This is a genomic window from Roseitalea sp. MMSF_3546, from assembly GCF_030732865.1.
Lineage (GTDB): Bacteria > Pseudomonadota > Alphaproteobacteria > Rhizobiales > Rhizobiaceae > Roseitalea.
The window spans coordinates 20,170-35,676 of the sequence record NZ_JASHKB010000004.1; the positions used below are offsets into that span (position 1 = coordinate 20,170).

Consider the following 15,507-nt stretch of genomic DNA (forward strand, 5'->3'; position numbering starts at 1 on the left):
CCTAGAGCCTCCTCAGCCGGGGGTTGGAGACTTCGTCGAGGCCGAGATTGATCAAGAGAAGCCCGACGAACATCAGCGCCAGCAGGATCGTCGGAATGCCCCACCACCACCACATGTTCTGGATCAGCGCGCCGGAATTGATCGCGTCATAAATCACCCGGCCCAGCGTCGGCACCCGCTGCGGGCCAAGGCCCAGAACCTCCAGCCCGACCGCAGTGACGATGGAGGTGGTGACATTGGCGATGAAGGACCCGAAGAGATAGGGCACCAGGTTGGGCAGCATCTCGCGGAACATGATGTGCCCGGTCGAGGCGCCCGACAGGCGGGCCATCTGCACGTAGCCCGACTCGCGCATCGACAAGACCTGCGCGCGGATCAGCCGGGTGGGCGATTGCCAGACGAAGCACGCGATCAGCATCGCCATCATCGTCAGCGTGATGTCGCCATAGGCCGCCTGGAACACCACCAGGATCAGAAGCGGCGGGATGGTAATCATCACGTCCGAGCTGACCCGGATCACGTCGTCCGTACGCCCGCCCACGAAACCCGCGGTAAAACCCAGGAAAATGCCCAGCGACATCCCAATCACCGACGCCAGTACGCCCACGTAAAGCGAATTCGGCGCGCCCACGATCAGCAGCGCCAGAATATCCTTGCCCGAGACATCGGTGCCCAGCGGATGCGCCAGGGTGCCGACCTGGCCGCGGATGTTTTCGATCCCGACAGGGGCCTGCCTCGGCATGCCCGAGCCGGTAAAGACCAGGTCCATGTCCCAGAACAGGCGGCCGAGGAGGCCCAGCGCGATGATCCCCAGAAGGATACTCACGCCTGTGATCAGCTTGGGATTGCGCCAGGGATTGTCGAACCGCCGCATCCGCCGAAGTTGCGCCTTCGTCAGGCCTGCGGTGTCCGGTGCGGCCGTCTCCGGGGCCGCGGCGCCGGTTTGCATCGAAGGGTCCGCCATGCCGCTCACATTTCATGCCGGATGCGGGGATCGATCAGCGGATAGATCAGATCGACGAGGAACACCGCCAGCGCCGTCATCAGGATGATCACGAAACTGACCCCCTGGATGACCGGGAAATCCTGATCGAGGATCGCGTCATAAAGAAGTTTGCCCATCCCCGGATAGGCAAAGATCCGTTCCACCAGAACCTGGCCCGCGACCAGCCCGCCGATCTGCAGCGCGAAGGCCGTGACCTGAGGCAGGATCGCGTTGCGGATCATGTAGCGGTACAGGATGTAGCGCGGGCGCAGCCCCTTGGCCTTGGCCAGGACCGAGTAATCCTCGCCCTGCACGGTGATCATCAGCCCGCGCATGCCGAGCGCCCAGAACCCGAAGGTGACGATGACGATCGAGAGCGCCGGCAGGAAGCCGTGGTGCAGAACCGAAACGATGAAATCCCAGTCCCAACCCGGCTCGACATTCAGCCCGTAGGCCCCGGTCAATGGGAACCAGCGCAGCTGTGTGGCGAAGACGTACATCAGCAAGAGCCCCGACAGGAGCGGCGGGATCGCGGTGAACACCATCGCCGAGGGGATCGCGACCTTCCAGATCTTCGGCGTGTTCTCCCAGACCATCAGCGCACCCAGCAGGTTGCCGATGATGAAGGTGACGATCAGCGAGATGAACATCAGCCCCAGCGTCCAGGGCAGCGCGTTGCCGATCAGGCTCGCGACCGGCGTCGGGAAACTCGCCGTCGACAGGCCGAAATCGAATGTCAGAGTGTTCTTCAGATAGAGCAGGTATTGAACGATCATCGGCTGATCGAGACCGAAGCTCTGGCGCAACTGGGTCAGGATCGCGTCCGAGTTCTCGATCGATCCGCCGCCGGCGGCCATCCGTCCCAGCATCACGTCGACCGGGTCGACCGGGCTGAGGCGCGGAATGATCCAGATCAGCGTCGCCGCGATGAACACGGTCAACATGAAGGTGATCAGGCGGTTAATCAGGTAGGATACCGGGATTCGTCCCATCGGCGCCTCCGCTCTTGGGGTGCGAGACGGGGCGCGCCGGCGCCCCGTCTCGGTTGCAGGACGATCGATCACTCGGCCTTGGTCAGATTGTGGATGATCTGATGCGCCGAGTTCCAGTGGAAGAACGGGTGATTGTAGTAGTTGTCGTTGGTCGGCCACCCCTCCCAGTAGGTCGTGTTGAACGGCATCAGCTTGAATGCCTGCACGAGCGGGATGAACGGCATCTCGGCGTCGAGATACTGGTAGGCTTCGGCCACCATGTCCGGGATCTCGGGCGCGCCCAGCGGCATCGTCGCCATGGCGTCCACGATCTCGGAATACGCTTTGGCGCCTTCGCTGTCCCAGCGCGCGGTGTTGTTGAAGCCGGGGCTGCGCTCGCCCACCGGGACCACGTCCTTGACCGTGTAACGGCCCATCGAGGCCCAGGGCTCGTTCACCGACCCACAGGAAAGCCAGCTGTAGGACATGGTGTAATTGCCGAAGGGCAGCACCTCACCCCAGAACACGCCGTTTTCCACCGGCACCGCGCGGGCGTCGATGCCGGCGCGCTGCAATTGCTCGACGACCATGTCGATGGTGCGGGTGTATTCGGTAGAGGCGGAGTTAACGTGGATTTCGACGGCCAGCGTCTCGCCGTCCTTTTCGTAGTAGTCGCCGTTGCGGGTCCAGCCCTCGGCCTCGATCAGCGCCTGGCCGGCCGCGACATCGGCCGTCGGCGACAGCCCGTGGCCGGCCTCGACCACGGCGTCGATGAAGGGCGCCATCGAGCCGTATTGCGCGAACATCGTAACCGACGGTGTGGTGGCGCCTTCGGCGGCGATGTTCACGATCTGCGTACGGTCGATGATATGGGCAACGGCGTTGCGCATATTGGGGCTGTCCCAGGGCGCGACGGTGGTGTTGATCTCCAGCTGGCGCGCACAGGGGTCGGCCACGGCATAGGGGTAGTCCTCGAACCAGGCGATGGCGTTGGGATTCTGCGCCCGGATCGCCTCGAAGGTGCCGACCGAGAGGTTCTGCGCCGCATCGAGCTGGTTGCCCGCCAAAAGCTGCGCGCGGCTCTCTTCGCCGCCCGACTCAAGGAAGACCACCCGCTCGGGTTCCGGCAGGTCCATGAACCCGGTCTCGACGCCCCACCAGTCGTCGTCGCGATCCCAGATCGCCCGGTTCGACGCAGCGGAGGTGAAGGTGTAGGGGCCAGTGCCGATCGGCGGATTGAAGGTAAAGGTCGCGGGGTCCGCGGCCGCGGACCAGACATGCTCGGGCATGATAAGGAAGCTGCCGAAGATCCTGACCCCGAAATTCTCGACCACGAAGCGTGGGTTGGGCGCGTTCAGGGTGAACTTGACGGTCAGGTCGTCGATCTTCTCGACGCTGGCCACCTGGCCGCGCAGGGTCGAGACCTCGCGCGCGTTCAGCTCTTCGTTCTCCAGCGCCATATTGACGGTGAAGACCACATCGTCGGCATTGAACGCCTCGCCATCGGACCAGGTCACGCCGTCGCGCAGGGTGATGGTGAACTCGGTGGAGTCCGCATTGCCTTCGGCGCCGGTCGCAAGCCAGGGGTCCAGATCGCCCGTACCGTAGTTCAGGATGAAGAGCGGCTCCCACATCGCCTGGTGCGCGCCGTGCATGCGGCGGATGCCGGTACCGTCGGTCATCCAGTTGAAATTCCCGGGATCGCGGATCGTGCGGTCGAGATCGAAGATCACCGTGTCCTCACGCGCCACATCCTGTGCGGCGGCTGCGCCGGGCAGGGCAAGCGCCAGCGCAGCGGTTGCGAGAAGCAGTCGTCTTGTCGGGTTCATGTGTTTCCTCCCTTCGAGTTCTTGTTTGTCTGCCGCGGTGCTCCACGGTCGTTTTCAACTTATAATTGTTCGCTTTATCGCTTGTAATCCATGACGAGTACGCGGGTCTTGTCGCCCAGATCCGACCGGGACAGTTCAACGGTATGGGCACAGGCGAATTCCACCTGTTCGTCCTTGAAATGCGCCAGAAAACTGTCGATCCACATCGTGTTGCGCGGGCGGTAGGTCAGCGTGCGGAAATGCATCGGGATGATCAGCCGCGGCCGGACCCGGTGCACCATCTCCATCAGGTCGGGCAATTCGATGGTCAGATAACCGCCGGCCAGCGCCAGCAGCACGTCCACGTCTTCGAAGAAGGCCTGCTGCGCACGCGTCAGCGGGTTCCCCACATCGCCCATATGCGCGACCTTAAGCCCGTCGAGCTCGAAGCGGTACATGCCGTTCTGCCCCGGCACGGCGTGCTCGGGGTGGTGATCCCACTCCGCCGCCTCGATGGCACGCACCTGAAGCCCCGCCGCCACGGCACTGCCGCCCTGCTGCGCCGCGGTCAGCGCGTTCAGCACCTCCGGGTCGCCCGGGATCAGGTCCGCGCGGCAATGGGCATCGTCATCGTCCGACGAGATGATCACCAGGTCCGCGGTCTCCTGGATCGGCGCATAGCCCACGCCTTCGGGCGTGTAGGGATCGGTGATCACCGACCATCCGGTGCTGTCGGTCAGCTTGAACGCCGCGTGGCCGAACCAGGTGATCTGCATGCCCGGCGCCCGTCAGTTGTTGCCCACGACATGCGGGCTGGACGTCGCCCGGATATCGTCGTTCTCGGGCCGCGGATGGTGCTGCCACTGCCCTGTCGGGTCGCTGCCGCGCGCGACGATGGCCTCGACGCCCCTGGCCCAGTCAGGATCGGTGATCCGCACCTCGGGCGGGCAATAGCGCAGTGTCAGCCCGCAGCGGCGCCGGTCCGAAAGGTTCGCCACTGACCCATGCACGAGCATGTCGGCATGCAGCGAGATCTGTCCCGCCTTCAGCGCGTTGGTGAACGGCGCGCCATAGCGCTCGGCATCGGCGATCCCCTTATGGAACACGCTGTCGCGGCCCATCGCCGAGGTCGCGATGGCGCCCTTGTCATGGCTGCCCGGAATGAAGCGCATCGCCGCGTTTCCGGCATCGGCATCGTCGATGGCCAGCCAGACCGTCACGGTACGCGCCGGGCTCAGCGACCAGAAGCTTGCATCCTGGTGCCATGGCACCTGCTTGGGATCGCCGGGCTGTTTGGACAGGATCGCGCTGGCCCAGCACACGATATTCTCGCCGATGATGTCCTGCACATGGTCCAGGATCCGCGGATCGGTGGCGATGTCCCAGATGCCGGCCAAGCGCGCCTGGTAGCAGTTGATGCCATAGGCGCCGGCCTCGCCGAGATCGGCCATCAGCCCGTCGAAATAGCCGCGCATGCGCGCGATCTCGTCGGCGCCGAAAATGTCGAACGGCTGCACGAAGCCAAAGGTGTTGTACTGCGTGACCTCGGCCTTGGTCAGCTTCCGCGCCCGCTCGGGGTCGGCGGGCCGAAAGCCCAGATCCAGCGCCGCATCCATCATAACCCGTCCTCCCGGGCGCTACGCTAGCGCAGGGTCGGGCAAGGGCGCAGACCCGGCCTTGACAAAAACATATACAATATTGATCTTTTTCCGACCATTTCTGCACCTGCAAAAAGAGGGCAAGGGCGTGCGGTTTCCGCAGAAACTGTTCAGGATTGATACCTATCTCGACCGCGGCGAGGCGTTTCATTTCACCCGCAAGCCCTTGCCCGAGACGCCGCCGATCCTGGAACACCACCACGACTATTTCGAGCTGATGCTGGTGGAGCAGGGTCAGGTGCACCACTGGATCAACGGCGTCGAAGAGGTCCTCGAGCCGGGTCACCTGGTATTTCTTCGCCCCACCGACAGCCATGCCCTGCAGTCCGTCTCGGGCACTGGCGCGGGCATCCTCAACGTCGTATTCCGCCCGGAGACAGCCGAACATCTCGTCAAGCGTTATCGCGACGACGTCGCCGGGCGGTTCTTCTGGCAATCGGGGCCCCTGCCCGTGGCGCTCCGGCTGCGCGGTCCGCAGAAGGAGCGCGCGGTGAACGCGATGCTGTCGCTTCAGACCAGCCACCGCAGTCTCGCCCGGATCGAGCATTTTCTGCTGTCGGTGATCACCCATGTGCTGGACGCCGCCGAGGTCGTCGATGACCGCGCGCCAGCCTGGCTGCTCAACGCCTGCCGGGCTGTCCGCGAGCCGCGGGTGTTTCGGCAGGGCGCGGAAGGGTTCCTGGCTGCCGCCGGGCGCTCACAGGAGCATGTCTGCCGGCAGGCAAGGCGCCATCTGGGGCTCAGTCCGACGCAGTACGTCAACCGCATTCGCATCCAGCATGCCGCCATGCTTCTCGCTGGAACGGACCGGGGCTTGCCGGAGGTGGCCTCCGATTGCGGATTCGAGAACCTCAGCTACTTCCACCGCCTGTTTCGCGATCAGTACGGCACGACCCCGCGCAACTACCGGATGCGCCACCGGCAGAGCGCGCCCAGTGAAGGCCCGCTGTGACAATCGTGCGACGTTTGCAATTCGCTCTTGCTGGCAGTTTGCGGCTACACGGGGCGCGTCTCGGCTCAGTGGGCGACCGCAGACAAGCCCGCAAGGTTCAGCACGGCAGCGACTGCCCAGAACATGGCGAAGACGAAACCGACATTGCGCCCGTTGCGGGATATCCGTGGGTGATGGCCGAGCAACGGCACGCCCGCATGGTTGGCATGGGTCAGCGCCCTGGAAGGGCGCGGCAGGCCGGGGGCAAACAGGGGCAGCACGAAGTTCACGACCCATCGCGCCCACAGGGTGCGAACGACTTCCACAGCGTGGACCAGCGCGGGCGCAAGGCAGAGGAGCAGGCCGAGCGTGGAGGCAAAGCGCGTCGACATCTGAGTTTTCCTTGAAGGCGGGAAGAGACGAAAAGGCCCGGCCACCGGCGGCGCGTCCGGGCCTTTGTCCCTCACTCGGCGGTGAGCTGCGCGACGGCGCCGGTCCAGTCTTCGAGGTGGTAGACATGGGTTATCAGGCCGTCCTCGACCGTGACGATGTCGATCGACATGATCTCGAAGCTCTTGCCGGTGGCCGGGTCGACGCCGAAGAACGGGCCGACGGGCGTTCCGGTGGCAAGCCCGCGCACGACGAAGCGGTTGTCGCCGGTCTCGATGATCTCCTGGGGCTCCCAGGTCAGGTCGGGCACGACCTGGCCCAGGAACGCCACCGTGTCGAGCATGCCTTGCGCACCCTCGCCGCCGGGCGGTGTGGGGACCGAGACGACATCGGGCGAGAACAGCTCGAAATAGCGCTCAGACGTCGTTCCGGCCGGATCGGTCAGGATGTCGGAATAAAAGGCGCGCACCGTGTCGATGTCGCCCGCAAGGGCGGGTCCGGTGAGTGTTGCGGCGGCAATCGCACCGGCTGCGAGGGTCTGTCTCATTGGGCTCGTTCCTTCGGCGGGTTGGTGGGCAATGGATCGGAGCGCTTGCCAGGGCCTGCGCGATGGTTCGGTCTCCTGATTGCGTCCTGCGTTACCAGTTGGTACAAATATCGGAGCCATGCCGTCAAGGCTTAAAATACCAATCGGTATAAAATGAGCGATCACGATCGGAAACCCGCCCGCGGCAGGCCGCGGACGATGAATGCCGACAAGGTGCTGGACGTCGCGACGACCGCCTATTGGCACAGCGATCCGGCCGACGTGTCGGTCAACGCGATCTGCCAGATGGCGGGCATTTCCAAGCCCTCGCTCTACCGGGAATTCGGAAGCGAGGACGGGCTGACCCGGGCCGTTCTGGACAGCTACGCCGAGCGGGTGCTGTCGGCCGTGTTCGCGATCCTGCGCGGCGGACAGGGGCTAAAGGACACGCTCGACGCGCTGGTCGACTTCGCCAGCGCCGACCCGCGCATGGAAACCGGCTGCCTGTTCTACAAGATGCGCGCGGGCAAGCACCGGCTGGGGCCGCAAACGCGGGCGCGGGTTGAGGAGATCGACGCGGCCGCGCAGGCGGCCTATGTCGTCTTCCTGCAGTCGTGTCGCGACGCCGGCGACTGGCCCGACGGGCTTTCGGTGGAGGCCGGAGCGAAATACCTCGGCGAGCAGCTTGCGCTTGCCATCACCCAGCGCGCCTCGGGCGAAGATCCCGTCCGCATCCGCCAGATGATGACCCTCGCGCTCTCGGTTTTCACGCGGCCATGACGCGATAAAGGCGCGCGCCGATGCTGGACCATGAAGCTGACGCTCGACGGGCCGGCGGACGCACCAAAGCGCTCATGGAAAACCCGTCAATCCTGAGTTCGTGCGGCAGAGACCGTCAAATCCCGGCCCCCTCCCGCGCCTTTCGAAACCCGCTCCACGGCAGGCGCATCGCGTGCTTGCGGTGAAAACCGCTCACCGCAACGAATTTGCCTCGAATGCGCGAATTGTCCGTATGTCCGCTCGTCGCGTATCGATCCCTGATCGCCTTCACCAGTTCATCACTGGTCGCCGTGTTGATCCGCCTCATCTGATCTGCGCCCGTCCCAAAACCACAGGGGGAAACCAGATAAGACAACGGGCAAGTGTCCGGGACCGGTTCAGGCGAGGCAATGCGGCTTCTCTCCCTGATTTCGCGCCAAACTCCACGGTGGGCAATACGCGCTCTGCGCTCGATTGTCGCCTCGCACCAATGATGCAAGAGACCGTTCAAGCGCTTTCCCGGATGATCAGATCGTAGCCGACATCGACCATGCGCGTATCCGGTTCCATGCCATCGAGCCGGTCGAGCACCAGCCGAGCCGCCGTCTCGCCGATCTGCTCCGCCTTGATGCGGATCGTGGTCAACGGAACCGGCAGCAGCGCCGACAGCTTCAGATCGCCGAAGCCGGCGATCGCCACCCGGTCGGGGATTGCAACGCCCATGGCCATGCAGGCCATGACGGCGCCATGGGCTGGAATCTCGGCCTGAAAGAACACCGCATCGGGTGCCGGATCGAGCGCGAGGAGCCGTTCCATCGTCGCATAGCCGCTCTCCATCGTTGTCGGGTTGGGCACGGATATAACATGGTCGTCCGGTACCGATCGCCCCGCCTCGGCCATCGCCGACAAGAAGCCGGCCATGCGGTCCTCGGCCTGGTCGTTGTTCTCGAAAGCGCCGCCCACCAGCGCGATGCGTCTGTAGCCGCGGCCGATCAGATAGCGCGTCATCTCCTTGGCGGCACGGCGGTTGTCATAGCCCACGGCAATGTCGACGGCATCGGCGCGCAGGTTCCAGGTCTCCACGACCGGCCCCGAAAATGCCTGCAGGTGGCTGCGGCAGGATTCGGTATGCGTGAAGCCGGTCACGATGATGGCATCGGCCTGGCGGCCGATGAAGGTCCGAACCGCCTCGCTCTCCAGTTCGCTTGATCGTTCGCTGACCCCGAGCAGCATCTGCAGGCCCCGTTCGTGCAGCACGCCGGCCACGCCCTGGGCGAGATCGGCAAACAGCGAACTCGACAGGATCGGCACGACCAGCCCGACCATGTTCGAGCGGTTCGACACAAGCGAGCGCGCCGTCAGGTTCGGCACATAGCCGATCGCCTCGATCGTGCGCAGCACCTTCTCGCGCGTTGCCGGTTGAACCGTCTCGGGCTGGCGCAGCGCGCGCGACACGGTAATCAGCGACAGGCCCGATGCCTTCGATACGTCCTTGAGCGTCTTTGCCTTCTGCCCCAAGCGTTTCGCTCCGTTCCAGTTCGCCCCCGCAAGGCCCGTCAGCACGGTGCGCAAGGTTTCGGTGGTCTTTGTGGGCCGCCGGCATGCGCCTAGCGGAAATGGCCCCATCGCCATCTCTACTACGGCCGATCGCCTCTGTCATGGCTCAATGACGCACGAGTATCAATTCCTTGACATTCGTATGTCATTGTGATGAGTGATGAGCAAATTCCACGGGAGGAGCACCATGAAGATCACCCCATCGCGCCGCAGATTCCTTGCCGGCTCGGCGGCCATTGCCGCTGCCAGCGCATTTCCCATGCCCGCCGTCCGCGCCGCCTCCGGCACGGTCAGCGTATGGAAATTCGGCGGCACACCGACCGAGGTCGAGATGTGGCCGGAGCGGAACGCGGCCTTCGCCGCCGGTCATCCAGACATTGGGCTCGACTATTCCTATTTTTACGGCCAGATCCGCCGTCAGAAGATCCTCGCCGGGTTCCAGACCCGCCGCCTCGCCGACGTGGTCATCGCCTTCGGGCAGGATATCCCCGAATTCGCCGGCTTCGGCATGATCCAGCCGCTCGACCCGATCGCCGGCGACAGGATGGCCGGCTGGAAGGAGCGCATCGTGCCCGAGGTTCTGCAATCTGGCATGCATCAGGGTCAGCTCTACGGTCTGCCGACCTATGTCGACATGGCGAGCTTCTTGGCGATAGACATGGACGCGCTCAACGAGGCCGGCTTCGACCGCCCGCCCGCCACCTGGTCGGAGTTGCGCGAATACGCCAGAGCCATGACGAAACCCGACCGGCCCGGCATCGCCATGCCGGCCACGACCGCGCCGGTCGACATCAACATCTTCGAGGGCATCGCCTATGCCAATGGCGGGCGTGTTTTCGACGAGGCCAACAACACGGTCACGCTGAACGGGCCGGGTATGGTCGATGCGCTGCAGCTCTATGCCGACCTGATCGCCGACGGCTCAACGCCAGCGGGCAGTGCGATGACCGAGACCAATTTCCGCGACACCGCGACACTGTTCTCGCAGGGCCGCGTCGCCATGTGGGTCGGACTGTCCTGGCTGAATACGCCCTGGGGCACGCCGGACGACCTCAACTGGCAGGGCACGCCCTTCCCGCGCCCCGATACGGTCACCGGGGCGTTTGCGCCGGTCAATGCGATCATGGATCCCACCGCAATCCTGATGGTCTCGGCGCGCAGCGAAAACCCCGAGGCCGCGATCGAGTATCTCGACTTCTGGTCGCAGGACGAGCAACTGGCGCTGTGGGGCGGCGAACCCGAATTCGCCCGCGTCCCCGCCGGCAAGGTCGCCTGGGAACAGCCGACGCTTGCCGAAAAATGGCCCGGTTGGGTGGAGGCGTATCAGGCCGGCACGCTGTTCAAAGGGGCCGAGCCGATGCCGCGCTTCATCGGTGTCTCGGTCGTCGAGACAGCCCTGGGCAACGCTATCCAGCAGGTCGTGCTGGGCCAGCAAAGCCCGCAGGAAGCGCTGGACGCGGCGACCGAGGGTGCCCAGCAGCAGATCGACATCCTTCGCGGCTGACGCCGAAGGCCCTGCCCCGCGCAAGCCGCGGGGCCGGGGTTGCCCTGATCCCGCGCCACCGGCCGCGCCGGTCCGGTCCCCTGCCGCTCCCTTCGACGGCCCCATATGAGGAACGACGCATGAACCCCCGCGCGGACCGATGGCTCGCCTATTCCATGATCCTGCCGGTCGTGTTCGCGGTGCTCGCCTTCATCGTCGGGCCGACCTATGACGTGTTCACGCTCAGCTTCACCCGCTTTGTCATGGGGCAGGAGCTGGGTTTCGGCACGCTTGTCAATTTCCGCGCACTGTTCTCCGACCCGCTGTTCATGCAGGTGCTTGTCAACACCGCCATCTGGATTCTTGGCGGCACGTTTTTCTGCGTTCTGCTCGGCCTTGCGATCGGCGCCTATCTTGCCGTCGATTCGCCAATCACCACCGCCCTGCGCGCCTTGATCCTCCTGCCCTGGATCCTGCCTGATGTCGTCACGGCCATGGCGTGGAAATGGATGCTGCACGGCCAGGTTGGCATTCTGGGCCAGTCGCTCAGTCAGATCGGCCTGACCGATCGGCCAATCTCGTTTCTCGGCGATCCCGATCTTGTCATGTGGACACTCGTTGCCGTCGTGATATGGCGCAAGATGCCGCTCGTTGCGCTCATCCTGTGCGCGGCGATCCGGTCCGTGCCGCAAGACCAACACGAGGCCGGCAAGATCGACGGCGCCAACGTCTTGCAGCGCTTCCGCTTCATCGTCATGCCCCACATCGCCTTTTCGCTGACCGCCGTGACGGTGATCTCCATGATCTGGATCACCGCCGAGTTCACCCTGCCCTGGGTGATGACCGGCGGCGGGCCCGCCAATGCCAGCCAGATCATGGCGACCTACATCTACCAGCAGAGCTTTCAGTTCTTCAATTGGGGCGTCGGTGCGGCCATGTCGGTCGTCAATCTGGTCATGCTCATGGCCATTGTCGGCCTTTACCTTTACATCATGCGCCGGTCCTGGGCGTCAGGGGCAGCCCCGTGAGCCAGTCGCGCCCGATCTACTGGACGTTCATGACCCTGATAGGTCTTCTGATCGCGGCCTATGTGCTGTTTCCGATCTTCTGGCTGATCCTTGCGGGCTTCAAGCCGGCTGAGGAGTTGACGCAATTGCCGATCGCGTTCTGGCCATCGGAGCCCACGCTTGCGGCCTATCGTGACCTGTTTGCGCCGCAGACCCAGGCCGCGCAATTGCTCGACTGGCCGACGCTGATCTCCAACAGCTTCATCGTCGCGGTGTCCTCCACCGTCATTGTCGTCTTCTTCGGCACGCTGGCCGGCTATGCCTTTGCGCGGCTTTCCTTTCCCGGCCGTGACATCATCCTGGGGGGGCTGCTCATCAGCCGGATGTTCCAGGGCGCGGCGCTGCTATTACCGACCTACCGGCTGATGAACGCGGTCGGGCTGCAGGACTCGCTTGTCGGCCTGACACTGCTCTATTCGGCCTTCGGCCTGCCTTTCGCGACCTGGATCATCGCCAGCGGCCTGCGCGAAATCCCTTTCGAACTCGAAGAATCGGCCATGATGGACGGCGCCAACAGACTGCAATCCATGGTCATCATCGTCCTCCCGCTGGCAACCCCGGCGCTCATCACCGCGGCCATGTGGCATTTCGTCGGCGCCTGGTCCGAGTTTGCATTTGCCTCGATCCTCATCGAATCGCTCGACAAGAAGACGGTGACGATCGGCCTTGCCAGCTTCGTCGACTACTTCACGCTCGAGTTCAACCGCGTCGGCGCGGCGGCTAGCCTCGTCGCCCTGCCGATCCTCGTCATCTTCTTTTTCGGACAGCGCTACTTCACGCGCGGGCTGTTGCAGGGGGCGGTAAAGGGATGACGATTGCATCGGTCCATGCGCTGGCGCTCGATGTCGGCTTTTCGCGCCAGGCGCTGCAGACACGACGGGTCGCCTCGCCCATGTCGCGCTTTCCCGCCTTTGCCGAGAGGCGTGCGAGCTGGATGTGGCCGACCAAGAAGGCATTCGTGCGCATCGAGACCCAGGACGGCACCGTCGGCTGGTCATGCACCAATGGCGGTGAAGTCACGGCACTGATCGTGCGCGAGCATCTGGCACGGATGGTGGTCGGCCGCCCGCTCGACGAGATCGAAACACTCTGGGAACAGATGTTCCTGTCGCTGCTGCCCAATGACAGGTCGGGCTTTGCCATGATGGCGATCGCCGGCGTCGACATCGCGCTGTGGGACGCGCGCACACGCCAAACGGGCAGACCGCTGACGGAATTGCTGGGCGGCACGCGCCGCGAACATATCCATGCCTATGCGACGACACCTGATCCCGCCCGCCTGGCCGCCGACGGCTGGTGGGGCCTGAAAGCCGCAATGCCGCGCTGTGTGCAGGAAGGGGATGTGGGCCTGGACGAGAACGTGGCGCTGATGGAACACTTCCGCAAGATCGCCGGGCCGGACAGACGCATCATGCTGGACGCCTTCATGGCCTGGGACGCCGACTACACGCTGCGCTTTGCCGAGGCGACCCGCGATCTCGACATTTTCTGGATCGAGGATCCGGTCCCGCCCTATGACATTGCCGGACTGCGCCGCATCCGCAAGGCGGCCGGCGAAGGCATCCGCCTGGCACTTGGCAATTTCTGCTTCAGCCGATTCGACTGCGCCCCGCTGCTCGAGGAGGGTCTGGTCGACATCCTGCAGCCCGATGTGGCCTGGGCGGGCGGCATCACCGAAACGATCCGCATCATCGAGATGGCGGAGGCCGCTTGTGTTCCGGTCATCTTGCACAACACGTGCGAGCAGCCCTGGGCTTTGGCGCTGGCCGCCGCCCGCCAGAAGGTGCCGATCGTCGAGTTCGTCGACCGGGGCGAAACCTCCGAGCTTTACGGGTTGATGGGCGATCCGCCGGCACGCCGTGGCGGCTGCGTGGCGGTTCCGGCAGGCTCGAACACGCCGAGCGGGCGGGTCGCAGCGGCCTTCGCGGAGCTGACCGGCGCAAGCCAGTGATTGTGGGGGATGGGCCGACAACCGGCGTGGCACCCACCTCAGCACGCAGCCGGGGCCCTTGCGGGAGCAGACCGATTTCCATGCGGGCGTGGCCTGCATCCGCCGCATCACGGACAGTCTCTACCGGCTGCCTCGATTCAGTTCATCCCCGCCCGCTGCCCGCGTCGCGACAAGCAGACGCTCGTTGAGGTCGCAGGACCGTCAGGCCAGGGTGACGGCCGGGCGGCGTCGCAGGCCGGGCGGGTTCATACGTGTTCGAGATGGGAAAGAACCGCCAGAAGCGGCACGACGAGGCTGCGTCCGAAGGCGCGCGCGCGGTCCGGCGACCACCCGGTCTCGGGGACCGGATGGGCGGTGACATCCTTGAACGGCTGTTCGAGAAGCACCGAAAGCGCGTGCGGAAACCGGTTGCCGATCCAGTTCCACGCCATGCTCAGATCGGCCTGCGCCGGGCAGCCGCCGGGGTATGGATGGCCTTTTTCGTAATCGGGCGAGGCAAGCGCCCAGGCGTTCTCGAACGCGCGAAAGGGTGTCCAGCGGTCGGGATGCCATGCCGGCACGTTCTCCGAAGGCCAGATGAAGTTGCAGCGCAACTCGCCATCGGCGTGGCAGTCGAGAAAGAAATCCAGCCCGCGCGCGACGATCGCATCGCGGATCGCGATCACTTCCGGCTCGGTTTCCGGATCCGGTTCGGCCCAGGCGCGGTTGAGGTTGCGCCCGGCCGCGTTCGCGCGTGACAGTCCCAGCGCGGACCCGTCTGGATTGGCGTTGACGATCACGTTGAGTTCCGCCTGCGTGACCAGAACACGCGCCGCCGCGTCGTCGGGATCGAGCAGGCGCTCGAACAATCCCTCCAGAAAGAACCCGCCATGGGTTTCGGAGGGATGCTGCCGCGCCACGATCCACAGGACCGGTTTGCCGGGACCGGCGCCAATGGTGATCAGATCGATAGGGCGACCCTGCACCGACTGGCCGACCTCGCGCAGCGATGCCCGAGGATGGGCGAGCGCCGAGGCGATCAGCGCCGCGTCGCGTTCCGGCCCGAAGGGCGCGAATTCGCAGATCTGCACCATGTCCCGGGCCGGCGTCAGCGTAAAGCGGAAGCTCTGCCCGTCGTAGCGGGCTGGAATGCGCCGCCAGGTCTCGCCGCCGTCTTCGGAGACCAGCGGACCTGTGTCGGTCCATTTGTCGCCGTAGCCGTCGCGGTTGGCCATGCGCGCCGCCAAGGCCGCTGCCACGTCCTCGAACACGAAGGTCACGGCCCGCCCGCGCACGCCCGAGGCCCGAAAATTGTACCATCCGATGAAGTTCGTGCCCGGATCTGCCGGCACGCGCAGCCGGATGTTCGACGGATCGCGGGCGTCGATCACCTCGATACGCCCGGACGGAATCGCGGCTGAAACGGAGATGCCCACACTCAC

At 64.8% G+C, this 15,507-nt stretch carries 16 protein-coding genes; 6 read left to right on the forward strand and 10 right to left on the reverse strand.

Features of this window, described 5'->3' with window-relative positions:
- Nucleotide 1 precedes the first annotated feature (1 nt).
- The 5 genes from RBB34_RS04775 to RBB34_RS04795 all read right to left on the reverse strand — a co-directional run bounded on the left by RBB34_RS04775 (nucleotide 2) and on the right by RBB34_RS04795 (nucleotide 5,380).
- Nucleotides 2-949: an ABC transporter permease gene (locus RBB34_RS04775; protein ID WP_306118053.1), complete on the reverse strand. Its 948-nt coding sequence runs from the start codon at nucleotides 947-949 to the stop codon at nucleotides 2-4.
- A gap of 20 nt (nucleotides 950-969) precedes the next feature.
- Nucleotides 970-1,977 (reverse strand): ABC transporter permease, encoded by a 1,008-nt coding sequence (locus RBB34_RS04780; protein WP_306118054.1) that lies wholly within the window; start codon nucleotides 1,975-1,977, stop codon nucleotides 970-972.
- A gap of 68 nt (nucleotides 1,978-2,045) precedes the next feature.
- Nucleotides 2,046-3,785 (reverse strand): ABC transporter substrate-binding protein, encoded by a 1,740-nt coding sequence (locus RBB34_RS04785; protein ID WP_306118055.1) that lies wholly within the window; start codon nucleotides 3,783-3,785, stop codon nucleotides 2,046-2,048.
- 74 nt (nucleotides 3,786-3,859) lie between these two features.
- Nucleotides 3,860-4,540, reverse strand: coding sequence for an MBL fold metallo-hydrolase (locus RBB34_RS04790; RefSeq protein WP_306118056.1), 681 nt, complete (start codon nucleotides 4,538-4,540; stop codon nucleotides 3,860-3,862).
- A gap of 12 nt (nucleotides 4,541-4,552) precedes the next feature.
- Nucleotides 4,553-5,380, reverse strand: a complete 828-nt coding sequence (locus RBB34_RS04795; protein ID WP_306118057.1) for a phytanoyl-CoA dioxygenase family protein — start codon at nucleotides 5,378-5,380, stop codon at nucleotides 4,553-4,555.
- Between the two features lie 61 nt (nucleotides 5,381-5,441).
- Here RBB34_RS04795 and RBB34_RS04800 point away from each other — a divergent pair, with 61 nt between their 5' ends.
- Nucleotides 5,442-6,374, forward strand: a complete 933-nt coding sequence (locus tag RBB34_RS04800) for an AraC family transcriptional regulator (protein WP_306118058.1) — start codon at nucleotides 5,442-5,444, stop codon at nucleotides 6,372-6,374.
- Between the two features lie 65 nt (nucleotides 6,375-6,439).
- Here RBB34_RS04800 and RBB34_RS04805 read toward each other — a convergent pair whose 3' ends face one another.
- Both RBB34_RS04805 and RBB34_RS04810 read right to left on the reverse strand, forming a co-directional pair.
- Complete coding sequence (locus tag RBB34_RS04805) at nucleotides 6,440-6,745, reverse strand: hypothetical protein (protein WP_306118059.1); 306 nt, start codon at nucleotides 6,743-6,745, stop codon at nucleotides 6,440-6,442.
- A gap of 71 nt (nucleotides 6,746-6,816) precedes the next feature.
- The gene (locus RBB34_RS04810; RefSeq protein ID WP_306118060.1) at nucleotides 6,817-7,290 is read right to left on the reverse strand and encodes an ester cyclase; all 474 of its coding nucleotides are present in this window, start codon (nucleotides 7,288-7,290) and stop codon (nucleotides 6,817-6,819) included.
- 198 nt (nucleotides 7,291-7,488) lie between these two features.
- On the opposite strand from RBB34_RS04810, the gene RBB34_RS04815 reads away from it, so the two are divergent.
- Complete coding sequence (locus RBB34_RS04815) at nucleotides 7,489-8,049, forward strand: TetR/AcrR family transcriptional regulator (RefSeq protein WP_306118061.1); 561 nt, start codon at nucleotides 7,489-7,491, stop codon at nucleotides 8,047-8,049.
- A gap of 115 nt (nucleotides 8,050-8,164) precedes the next feature.
- Here RBB34_RS04815 and RBB34_RS04820 read toward each other — a convergent pair whose 3' ends face one another.
- Complete coding sequence (locus RBB34_RS04820; RefSeq protein WP_306118062.1) at nucleotides 8,165-8,356, reverse strand: hypothetical protein; 192 nt, start codon at nucleotides 8,354-8,356, stop codon at nucleotides 8,165-8,167.
- Between the two features lie 179 nt (nucleotides 8,357-8,535).
- Nucleotides 8,536-9,546, reverse strand: a complete 1,011-nt coding sequence (locus RBB34_RS04825) for a LacI family DNA-binding transcriptional regulator (RefSeq protein ID WP_306118063.1) — start codon at nucleotides 9,544-9,546, stop codon at nucleotides 8,536-8,538.
- 226 nt (nucleotides 9,547-9,772) lie between these two features.
- Here RBB34_RS04825 and RBB34_RS04830 point away from each other — a divergent pair, with 226 nt between their 5' ends.
- The 4 genes from RBB34_RS04830 (at nucleotide 9,773) to RBB34_RS04845 (ending at nucleotide 14,086) form a co-directional block, all read left to right on the forward strand.
- On the forward strand, nucleotides 9,773-11,089 hold the full coding sequence (locus RBB34_RS04830; protein ID WP_306118064.1) for an extracellular solute-binding protein: 1,317 nt from the start codon (nucleotides 9,773-9,775) through the stop codon (nucleotides 11,087-11,089).
- Nucleotides 11,090-11,208: 119 nt separating this feature from the next.
- A complete protein-coding gene (locus tag RBB34_RS04835) occupies nucleotides 11,209-12,096 on the forward strand; it encodes a sugar ABC transporter permease (RefSeq protein WP_306118065.1) in 888 nt (295 codons plus the stop codon).
- Entirely contained in the window at nucleotides 12,093-12,947 is an 855-nt protein-coding gene (locus RBB34_RS04840) for a carbohydrate ABC transporter permease (protein ID WP_306118066.1), read from the forward strand. Before RBB34_RS04835 ends, RBB34_RS04840 begins: the two co-directional genes overlap by 4 nt.
- Entirely contained in the window at nucleotides 12,944-14,086 is a 1,143-nt protein-coding gene (locus tag RBB34_RS04845; RefSeq protein ID WP_306118067.1) for an enolase C-terminal domain-like protein, read from the forward strand. The genes RBB34_RS04840 and RBB34_RS04845 overlap by 4 nt, the downstream gene beginning before the upstream one ends.
- A gap of 245 nt (nucleotides 14,087-14,331) precedes the next feature.
- Here the strand turns inward: RBB34_RS04845 and RBB34_RS04850 are convergent, their stop codons facing one another.
- Nucleotides 14,332-15,507 carry a M14-type cytosolic carboxypeptidase gene (locus tag RBB34_RS04850; RefSeq protein WP_306118068.1) on the reverse strand — a complete coding sequence of 392 codons (1,176 nt, stop codon included), beginning with the start codon at nucleotides 15,505-15,507 and terminating at the stop codon, nucleotides 14,332-14,334.